Origin of the sequence: Streptomyces violascens (genome assembly GCF_014649955.1) — a bacterium.
Lineage (GTDB): Bacteria > Actinomycetota > Actinomycetes > Streptomycetales > Streptomycetaceae > Streptomyces > Streptomyces violascens.
Genome location: NZ_BMUA01000060.1, coordinates 1 through 11,234, shown reverse-complemented (window position 1 = coordinate 11,234; position 11,234 = coordinate 1). Strand labels below are relative to the sequence as shown.

3 protein-coding genes are annotated in these 11,234 nt (G+C 64.2%); 1 reads left to right on the top strand and 2 read right to left on the bottom strand.

The genetic code is table 11. The features are described 5' to 3' along the window. Positions 1-718: 718 nt before the first annotated feature. Both IE206_RS41765 and IE206_RS41760 read right to left on the bottom strand, forming a co-directional pair. The gene (locus IE206_RS41765) at positions 719-886 is read right to left on the bottom strand and encodes a hypothetical protein (protein ID WP_189971958.1); all 168 of its coding nucleotides are present in this window, start codon (positions 884-886) and stop codon (positions 719-721) included. A gap of 232 nt (positions 887-1,118) precedes the next feature. After that, positions 1,119-7,895, bottom strand: a complete 6,777-nt coding sequence (locus tag IE206_RS41760) for a scabin-related ADP-ribosyltransferase (RefSeq protein ID WP_189971955.1) — start codon at positions 7,893-7,895, stop codon at positions 1,119-1,121. Positions 7,896-8,303: 408 nt separating this feature from the next. Between IE206_RS41760 and IE206_RS41755 the strand changes: the two genes are divergently transcribed. Further along, the coding region (locus tag IE206_RS41755; protein ID WP_189971953.1) for a DNRLRE domain-containing protein at positions 8,304-11,234 on the top strand (2,931 nt) is incomplete at its 3' end.

Genomic DNA, 11,234 nt, shown 5'->3' with positions numbered 1-11,234 from the left:
GAGCCCTAACATGTGGGGCGGGTGGGACTCGAACCCACGGCCGACGGATTATGAGTCCTTTTCGGATCTTCCGATCGCTCCCGGATCTTGCCTCGATCGTCCCATATTCGCAGGTCAGAGCGCCGATGGCGTCCGTCTGCCTCCGCTGACTTCCTGATCCTTACGGGTCCTTCCGTCCCCTACGTGTCCCCTGGAGGCACCCCGGGAGCCCTTCCCGTGGAAGTGGATCGGGGTGCTTGACTGGGTCGGCGCAGGCTGCGCAGTGCGGACAACCGAGGATTTGAACCCGCGAGCAGCGGAGTGCCTTACCGATGAGAAAGGCCCCGCCCTCTTCGCCCGAGGGTGGAGCCGCGCGGCCTCTTCGCTGGTCAAGCCGTCTATCCACAAGATAACCCCGCTGTGCTTCACGCTACGTCGCCCTCGTCACCGAAGAGCAAGATCGGCCCCTCGCGAGACTGGGGCAAGGCCGACCGCCAGAACACTGAGGGCTTCCAGCGGGCTCAGAACTGAACCGGATCCGACTCCGACTGCTACCTCGACCCGGAGACCTGGTGCCGGCCCTTCAGCTGACCACCCGCCACCTACCTGCTTTCCCGCGGCTAATCGCTGCGGTGTAACAGATTTTGGCATGGCCGGAGGCCCTCCGCTTCGCGGCGGAGAGCCTCCGGCTGGTCATATTTTTTGACGCCTTCTGTACCATTCCGGAAAGCGTTTCGTTCTATTTCAGGCTATCGAGCCACCGTTCAAAATACTGACGCTGCTCGGCTACAGTTCCAATGGTGTCGGGATCGGCTGCACCAAAGATATCCACCTGATCCTCGCGCGTGGCAGGAGATCCCATTCTTCTAATCTGGATCTGAAGACCTCGCCCCATCTGGATGTTCATGCGAGAGGGATAAGCATCCCGGCGGGTTCCGTTGCAGCACAACCTGACCCCTAGCGGCTCAATTTGATTCCTGATGGCCACTAGACATGAGAAGAAGTCATCCGATTCTGCCGTATAGATTCCACGGTCCGGAATCTCCACCTTCAATTCAGCCATATCTGAGACGATGCGCCATTCTAGTGCCGCTAGCGAGCGTACCTCTGGGCCCCCGGTCGCAAATGCCCATACCTCACTATTGCCGTTCATAGATTAGATTCTCCTCGTCCATCTCGTAAAATTCGTCAATCTCCCAGACTTTAGTGACGCTTTCCCACGGAACGCCCCCTTGGTAAGCGATTTCTCGCTCATGCGGAGATGGACTCATTCGCCCCAATTCTTCGTTTACATTCCTTCCGCCCGGGTGCTGGATCTCGTAAACGTAAGACCCTGGCTTGGAGAACATTGAGAGGGCAGTGTCGGCGCTTTCTGAAGTACTGACGAATGGACTCTCGGCATTGATATCCTGCGCGTGCTCTAGCAGGCTCGCCTTTCCGTTCGGGTGCTTCGGCCAGAAGCCGCCAGCCTCTTGAATATCGCTCGGTGGACGGTCATCTCCCCGGTACACCGGGGCCGGGTCGCCGCAATCATTGTGCACCAAGACGGGGGTCTTGCCTGCGAGAACGTAAAACGTATGGTCATCGACGATGGTGAGGTTGTACGTGCGTGTGTGCCTGACGAATGCGCGATTAGCTTGGATTACGACGGTTGATCCGTCGTCCGTCAGCAGAGTCATGCCCGACGTCAAGTCGCCCGCTCGAACCCAACGGTGCTCAGACGGAACCCAGAACGGGTGCTCCCGCGTGGCGGTGACCTTCTTAGGGCCGTCTTTGGTGGTGATGGCCAGTTCATTGAGGTACTTGTCACCCTCAGTGATGATGAGAGCGGACACCTGGCGCTTCGAAGTCTTTCCCGTTTGAGGGTCAGTGGCGGTGACTTCATCGCCGACCTTGATGTCTTCAATCTTCTTGGTCGACTTGTCACCCATCAACACTTCGGTGCCAGCCAGGAAGCAACTACCCGACTCTCCCCTGCCGCCAGCCGCTTTGGCCCCAAAGACAGCAGCGACGCCCTGCATCATGACCTGGCTGCGGTACAAGGATTTACGGAGTGAGCATCTTGAGCTGCTCTCGCTGGGTACGCAGACCCAGTCGAGATCTTCATCCGAGACCGCAACTGTCGGTGCATCCCCAACTCCGCCGCCGCAAGTACTACCTGCGGCCCAGACGCAGACACCGTTGATGTAGGGAGCCCCGCCCCTATGGGTTACTCCCCCTACACTCTTACCCTTATTGCTCCCCGTTCCGGTGCCTCCGGTTCCTCCGGTGGTGCCCCGGATGCAGTCGGGGTCGTGGTGACACTCGGTAGAACCAGATGTTTCCCGGTCGTCGTCCTTGTTTTTCGTTCCGTCGGTGTTCCAGTCGTCCTTATAGCAGGCTGCGCCGCCTTCGCCACACATCTGCATCTGGCCCGTGGGGTCCGTGTAGACGAGCGGGTTGTTGCTGCCGTAGGTATATCCGTGGGCCTGCTGTGGGTCCGTTAGATCCATGACTGGATCGACGGAGATGAAGCGTCCGATCGCGGGATCGTATTCGCGGGCACCAAGGTGAGTGAGGCCCGTGTCGGTGTCTTTTGTTCCGCCGATAAAGCCTTTGTCTCCGGCCCAGTTGGTGGGCTGGTCGCCGCGGGGGGCACCGAAGATGGTGCTCTTGCGCCGGGTGATCTTCTGGGTAGCGTCGGCAGTGATCTGGGTGGTACCGGTGCCGTGTGAATCGCCCAGCAGGTAGGTGAGTTTGCTGCCGGTGCGCATGGCGACGGTTTGTCCGGCGGCGCTGTAGTAGCGGGTGCCGGTGACGAGGCCGACCTTGTCGAGGTGGAGTTCGTTGCCGCCGGGGAGGTAGAGGGTGGTGCCGGTGGAGTCGCGTCGTATGAGGCGTGCTCCGTCGGTGTCGTACAGGTAGTTGCTGGTGTTGGTGCCGTCGGTGAGGGTTTTGAGGTGGCCTTCGTCGTCCCAGGTCAGGTTCTGGGTGCTGGGGCCGATGGAGCGGGTTTTGGTGTTGCCGTCTTGGTCGTAGGTGTAGGTCTCGTCGTGGGCGCCGGTGCCGGTTTGGGTGACTTTGGGCAGGTTGTGGGTGCCGGCGGCAGGCGGGGTGTAGGTGCGGGTGGTGTCGGCGGCGGGGCCGGTGGGGGTCTTGTGCTGGGTTTCGGTCTTGCGGTTGCCAACCGGGTCGTAGGTGTAGCTGGTCCAGTACGGGTCCTGGCCTCCGATCACCGTGTCGGAGGGGACGGCCGCGCACTGTTCACCGGTGTTGGTCCAGGCTTCGGTGATCCGGCGCAGGGCGTCGGTGGTGAAGCACTGGGTGTCGGTGGTGCGGGTGGTGTCCTGGCCGTAGGAGGCGGCGACGGAGGTGAGGTTGCCGGCCGGGTCGTAGCTGTAGTGGGTGTCGTCGATGCGCTTGGGGCTGGTGTCTCGGTCGTTGGTGACGCGAGTGGCCCGGCCAGTGTGGTCGTCGTACTCAGTGGTAGACCACACGTGCTGGTTGAAGACGCCGTACTCGTGGCGGGTGGGCTTGCCGTAGTGGTCGTACGTGATGGCTGAGAGCAGAGGGTCGTTGCCGGCGTTGACGAAGCTGACCAGGCCGTGGACTGCGGTGTACGCGGTCGAAACCTGCTCTTCGGGCAGGTCACCGAGGGCTGGCTGGTAGACGTACTCCTGCTGGCCGCTGTTGGCGTTATACCCGGCGAACCATTCGTAGGTGTTGGCCAGTTTGCCTTCACTGGCGGGGATGGTGACGACGGTGTCGTTGGGGTTGTAGAGGTCGTCATAGCCGGTGATCTCGGTGGTGTAGGCGTCCGATCCAACGTAGCGGGTCGTCTTGCCTGGCTTGCCCTTGGCGACGGTGTCGTACGTCCAGGCAGCGAGGGTGCTGGTCCCCTTCTTCAGGGCGGTCTTGCGGCCGAGCGCGTCGTAATCGGTATGCAGGGTAATGCCGCGGGCGTCGGTGGTGTCGGTGACCCGGTCACCCTGGTCATAGGCAGTGCTGGAGCCGCCCTTGTCCGGGTCGTCAACGTGGGTCTTGCGGCCACGGACGTCATAGGCGTAGGTCCACTTGGCGCCGGACGGGTCGGCGACCTGCTCCAGGCGGCCGAGCTTGTTGTAGCTGTACAGGGTGGACTGGTAGTTACTCCGGTCCGCGTCCGTGTACTGCCTCAGCTCCGTGGTGCGGCCAAGGGCATCGACGACTGTCGTGGTGCTGGTGCCGCCCTGGGGCGGGATGACGGTGGTGGTGTCGCCGGTGTAGCTGGTGGTGGTCCGCTCCTTCACGTCACCAAACCGCTTGCCGAGCACGGCGATGGTGCGGCCCGCGCCATCGAACTGGGTCTCCACGGAGGCGGGGTAGTCGGTGGATTCCGCGCCGGTGATCAGGACAGGTTCGGCTTTACCTGTGGCGTAGTAGGTACCGGAGGTGCGGTTGGCCTCGCCGCGGGTGTTGTAGAACGTCTCACTGACCAGGCGTCCCGAGCGGTCGGGCGACTCTGCCTGACTCTCCCGTGCGCGCAGCAGGCCGTCGTAGAAGGTGTAGCTGGTATCGAGCTGATTGTCGTGGGTGAGGCTGGTGCTGGCGACGACGGTCGGAGCGTCGTTGTGTACCTGGTAATCGAAGGCGTAGTTCGGCGAGTTGGGGTAGGTATCTGCGGAGCGGGTGGGGATCCACACCTTGGCAATCCGGCCGAGCCCGTCGTACGCGGTGGTGGTGACCTTGCCGTTGGCGTCAGTTACCTGGGTCGGCTGCCCGCGCAGCGGGTCCACCACTGTGGTCACGGTGTGATCTAGCGGGTTGGTGACGACCGTCTTCGTGGGGACTTCACCGGTGGCCGGGGCATAGACGGTGCTGGTGATCTTCCCGTACGGGTCGGCTGTGGCGAGGACGCGGCCGTACTGGTCGTAGCAGAGCTGATTCTTGAGCGGACCGCAGATGCTGGGGACCGAGGTGACGGTGTCGTAGCCGGAGGCGTCGCCCTTGAGCTTTTCCGTCTTGGTGGTGTTGCCCTTGGTGGGGGCGGCGTTCAGGTCGGTGTTGTTGTCGAAGTAGGTGCGGGTGTAGTCGATGACGCTGTCGTTCAGCGCGCTGCTGGCGGTGCCGCACCCTCCGGCGGTGGTCCTGCTCTCGGAGACCTTGTTCAGGAGCCAGAGGCTGGTGTTACGGACGTAGGTGGTAGTGGTGCACTGCTCGTCACCGGTCTTGCTGGTGTCGCCGCTCTGGGAAACCGTGTCGACCATGCCGTAGCTGTCGAAGTGCCGGGTCAGCTCCGTGGTGCGGGCACCGCCGGTGATGGTGGTACGAGTGGATTCCTTCTCAGTCCCGGTCTGGTAGGCCTCAAGGTCCGGCAACCCAGCCCGAGTGCGCGCGGCGGTCTTCGCGGAGCGCCAGGGGGTGTAGGAGGTGCGGTTGATCAGAGCGCCGCCGTCGCCGTTGAACTTGGCACTGGAGCGGGCCATTCCGGCGAACTGCTCGCGGTCGGTGACCGCAGTGCCGTCCGTGTCGTCCGTGTCCTTGACCTGCGCGCCGTCGATGCCGCGGAAGTACCGGGATTCGATGAGGGACTTCGGATCGAGACCGGTGCCCTTGCGGGTCTGGACACGCTCGTAACCCCGGGCGATGGAGTAGCCGCGGTCCTCGGGCTTGGTGAACTCGTCTGTGCTCTTGGCCCACTTGGCGCCGCCGAGGTAGCTGTACTCGGTGACCGTGTCAGGCGTGCTGGCGAGGTTGTCGCCTTCGGTGACCCGCTGGACGACGTAGGAGTTGAACCAGTCCTGCTTGGCGGTCTCGCCTTCGTAGGCCCACTTCACCGGATAGCAGCGGGTGGCGTTCGTCCCGTCGGCCGGGGGCAGGGTGGTGACGGTGCATTCGGGGTCGAGGTAGTCGATGCCGATGGTGCCGCCGGATTCCGTGGTGATCTGCGACATGCGCAGCCGGATGAACGGGGCCAGGCCGTCACCGAGCTTGTCGACCCGGTTCGGCTTCTGCTGCCCGGCGAACGTCACGGGCGGCAGTGCCGCGGCGCCGGAGGACTTGCCGGTGCGAGTGATGGACTGCAGCCACATCGGGGTGGAGACGCCGTCGCCGGCGGCGGGGAACCCTTGCTGAAGCGCCCAGGAGTCGACGTCCTTGTAGGCGCCGCCGGTCAGGGCCTTGGTGGTGATGGTGGTGAGGCGCTTGCGGGACCAGAACGTCGGTGAGTACTGGTTCTTGCACTCGGTGGCGCCGTCCTTGCAGTACAGGTCGAAGGGGACGTCGGGCCAGTTCGTGGCGTTGTTCGTGTCGAAGGTGCCGCAGGTACTGAGGCACCGCTCGGAGACGTCGAACTTGACCTGGCCCATGGCCTTGGCGCTGTAGACGCTGTCGGAGCGCAGGCCGTAGTCGATGTGGTCGAGCCAGCCGCCGCGGATGTACGAGGTCACGGTGGCTTTGCCGGTGGTCTCGGAGACGTTGCGGCCGTAGTTATTGGTCTCGGTGTTCCAGTAGTACGCCATCGCGTTGCCGTGGACGTCGACGACGTAGTCGAGCTGCCAGCGCCAGGCTTGCTGGCACCAGGCGGAGGCGAAGGAGGCGTTGTAGCAGGGCTCGCCGGACTGGTTGCCGAACACCGGCACGGTCCATGTGGAGTTGGTGGTCGGGGTGGTGGCGTCCTTCCAGCCCGGGAGACGGTTCAGGCCGAAGTAGTACTGGGTGCCGTCGACACCGGTGACCTTCCAGTGCTCGCCGTCGTTGTCGCCGTTGTTGGCGCCGGTCAGCTTCTCGACCTTTTCGCCGGAGTCGGCTGCGGGATGCCAGCCGGTGGTGGCGTCATAGACGAGCTCGGTGCTCTTGCCGTTCAGCGACATGGTGGCGTTGTCGTTGAACCAGCACAGGTCACCGACCTTGGTGGTGTTAGTGCCGCCGGTCTTATCGTCGTTGCACGCCTTGTAGCGGCGTTCGATGAAGCCGGGCTCCATCGACCAGCCATCTCCAAGCCAGCTGGACTGGTTGTTCGACGCTGCCGTCCGGCCGTCGACCGACTGTGAGCTGTAACCCAGGGACATCTTGGGTTGCAGGTCGCCGGGAACGGAAGGCACGCTGAGCGGGTAGGACCAGTTGAAGGCGCCTGTCGCCCCTCCGGCGCTCCATGATCCGGAAGGCTGAAGCGAGGTGGCCTTGTAGTCACCCGTCCCACCGGAGGTGCCTGCGGTAGCCGCCAGAACGGTGGCCCCTGTAGCCGCGCGCGCCATCAGCGGCTGCGCCGCCGCGAGTGGCACGTTAGCGGCCAACGTTCCCGTCTTGGTGTTGTTGGTGGTCGAAAGCGGCTTTCCCATACGACACTTGGCCACCTCGGGGGTGGTCAGGGCGCAGGCAGGGAGTTCGACGAGGTGGAGCCGCGCGGCCCAGTCGCCACCGAAGGCTCCCTTGAACCCCGAGTAGTCGACCTCCACCTGGGCGGAGCCTGGCTGGGTGACCTGGTCGGTGCGGCTGAGGGAGAGGAGGAGTCCGGCGACGCCAGCCTTCTGAGCAGCGCCTTGATCGGCGACCGTTACCTTCACTTTCGAAGGCGCGCCCACGGCACGGTCTCGGCCAGTGGTGTCGGCGACGGAAACGGGCAGGGAACCGGCCCGCTGCTTCCCGGTCTCCGGGGCGGCCTTGGCGGCCAGTGACATACCGGCGCCCTTGCTGGTGGCTGCCCCGGTCAGGTCGACGTCAGCTGAACCCGCGGCAGGCCAGACGACCTTCGGGCGCTTCCAGGCATTGGCCGCGGCGGCATCCTGTCTCTTTGCCCCTCCGGCCGGGGCCTTCGTCACCGGGACAGCCTTTGGCTGTTTGAGGCCGGGCAACGCCGGCCCTTCGTTGTTGGCTGCTACCGATACGGCGGGTAGCAACCCCACCGTGACCGCAGCGGCTATGGAAACCGCCAATCCACGCATGCCGAAACGGCTCACGCCCCACCCCTCGCCCATTTTCAAAAATGACCGACGGAGCGTAACAGTGCTTGTAAACGAACTGTCAAGCATTTGTTTCCACAGATCGGAATTAACTGATCGAAACGGTCAGCCAAGGCTGCTTACCGACAGGTCGACCGCTCTGCAGAGTGGGTCAAGGTGCAGGTCAAGCGCACCCTCGTATGGTTCGCGTAAGTGAACCCTATGTGTCCGCTATGGGCGTTAGGGGCAATAAAGGGTGACTTGTTGATGTAAAGGATATGTGTAAGGCGGAACTCTTGAGTATGGGTGGAGCCCAGATTCTGGAGCTATAGAGTCACCTCAAAAATTCACCGACAGAAAAGGATGGATGAGGTGTACATGAGACGAGGCGGAAAATGGCCACGGGGGCGCTTCCGCCCACGTGCCATGACCGTGCTTCTGGCTGGGGCGGTCGTGGCACCTGCCGTGGTGGCGCTGCCCGCCGCGGCCGCGACTCATAGCGTGGCTCCGGCGATCGCCGATCCGCAGTCCTCTGACCCGGTAGCACGCGGGGTGATGAGCGAGGAGGACTATGCCCTGCAGCAGGCCAAGTCCACTGGGAATCCGTACGAGTTGGTCTCGGCGCGCACTGAGGCGACGGACACGTGGGCGCAGCCCGACGGCACGTTCACGGTGCGACAGTACGGGCAGGCCGTGCGGGTCTGGCGTGGCGGTGCTTGGGTCGCTACTGACCCGACTTTGGCTTTCGCCGCCGATGGGTCGGTCGTGCCGAAGGCGGCCACCGTGCCGGTGAAGTTCTCCGGGGGTGGCACGGGCCCGATGCTGTCCGGCGTCAAGGACGGGCGCACCCTGTCACTGACCTGGCCCAAGCCGCTGCCCAAGCCGACCCTCAACGGAAATGTTGCCACCTACCCCGAGGTGCTGCCGGGGGTGGACCTGCAGCTCAAGGCTGAAGTCGAGGGATTTTCACAGCTGTTGGTGGTCAAGTCGGCAGAGGCGGCGAAGAATCCGGAGCTGGCCACGCTCAACTTCACCACCAGCACCGTCGGCCTGAACATCGCCAAGGATGACGACACCGAATCGCTGGTGGCGACCGACCCAGCAGGCCAGACGGTCTTCACCAGCCCAGCCCCCATGATGTGGGACTCCACGCCACAAGCGGTGCCTGCCGGTGCCGCCAAGTCAGCTTTGGCAGCCAAGGGCGTGCTGGCGGCCGGGGAGGGCGCCAGCGCACCCGCCGACGGGTTCGAGCCCGGCGCCGGCGCCAAGGATGCCGTCATGGGTACGGCACTGAGTACCAACTCGCTGGCCCTCACTCCGGATCAGAAGCTGCTGACCGGCTCGGACACCAACTACCCGGTGTACATCGACCCGACCTGGGGCTGGGGCGACCGGCAGAAGTGGAGCTGGACCCGCGTCTACCAGAAGTACCCCACGCAGAGATTCTGGAACACCGACAACGTGGTCCGGGTTGGCTACGAGGACGAGACCGAGGGGCTGTCCCGCTCCTTCTTCCGCCTCGACACCAGCTACGTGAGTGGCGCGCAGATCCAGTCCGCCACCTTCCGCATCCGGAACACCTGGTCCTGGTCGTGTGACAAGAGACCCGTCGAACTCTGGCGGGTCGGGGACATCTCGCCGAAGACGGACTGGGGCCACCAGCCGGACACGATCGGCAGTGTGCTGGACACGGTAAACGACGCGAAGGGCTGGAGCAGTTCCCAGTGCGGGGCGGGGAACCTGGAGTTCAACGCGACCTCGGCGCTCCGTGACAGCGTGGCGGCCGGCCAGAACAGTCTGACCCTCGGCCTCTACGCCGGTAACGAGTCCGACACCTTCGGCTGGAAGAAGTTCGACCCGAAGACGGCAGTGCTGGAGGTGAAGTACAACCACCCGCCCAAGCAGCCCGATCATCTCGGTACCAGCCCGCAGACCAGCTGCAGCGCGGGCGGCGCCATCGGCAACAGTCCCATCAGCGTGTACGCCCACGTCGACGACGCGGACGCGGGCAACCTCACCGCGCACTTCCAGGTCTTCAAGTCCGGTGTCACCAACGCTGTTGTGGACACCAGTATCCCGGCTCTCAAGGACCGCTACGCCACCCTCGTCCTGCCTGGCGCTTCGACGCCGAGCGGCGACTACACCTGGCGGGTCCAGACCCAGGACGGGGATCACGCCACCTCGCAGTGGAGCGAGACCTGTACATTCAGCATCGACCGCGACCGCCCCAGCCAGCCGCCGACCATCACCTCCACCGTGTTCCCCAACGGTGACAAGGGCTGGCCGGACGAGCCGAACGGCAACGTCAACGACAACGGCCACTTCACCTTCGGCCCCAACGGCGTCACCGACGTCGCCTCGTACAACTGGTGGACCGACTACGACCCCCAGGTCAACAAGGTCGACGCCAGCACGCCGTGGACTGATGAGATCAAACCCCCGGTAGCGGGCCCGCACCTCGTCTACGCCTACACCGTGGACAAGGCAGGCAACCGCTCCGACACCGCCGCCTACCTCTACTACGCCGACGGAACCGGCCTCCGGGACGCGGCAGGTGACCTCAATGGGGACGGCTTCAAGGACATCTGGAGCGTGGACGCCAACGGCACCCTGCTCACCTACGCGGGCCACGGCAACAAGGAATTCTCCGTCGCCACCAACGGCGGCGGCGCCTTCCCCGGCCAGCAGGTCGCAACCAGCGGCGACTGGGGCCAGGACGGCAAGAACGACCTGGTCTCCCTCGAGCACAGCGACGTAGCGCAGCAGAACGTCCTGCGCGTCTATCCCAACAACGGCCGCGGTCTCATCAACCGCGACGGATACAGCTCCTTCGACCTCAAGGTCACCTGTCCCAAGCCCACTAGCGGAGGACTGTGCAAGGGGGTCACCGATGACCACTGGTCGAACGCCGATCAGATCCTCACCGGCGACTTCAACGGCGACAGCAAGTCCGACGTCCTCGTCAAGCAGGGCAAGCAGCTCTGGGTCTACTTTGGCGACCGGTCCGAATACCTCACCCGCGGTCGCAGCCACCCTGTCCTGATGGGCGGGTCCGACTGGGACCAGTTCACCCTCATCAGCCCCGGCGACCTCAACAAGGACGGCCTGCCGGACCTGCTCATGCGCAAGGACGACACCGGCGACATCTACCGCTCCTACGGCGAGGCCGACCCCAACGGAGCCCTCAACGCCGCGACCTGGGGCACCGCCCCGCGCCGCACGAAGCTCACTGGGCTCACCCTCAAGAAGAGCGACTACCCCGTCATCGGCTCCTCCGGCGACTTTGACCGTGACGGCATCGCCGACCTGTGGGGCCGCAAGGCGGACAACACCGTGACCGGCTGGCCTGGCCTGGCC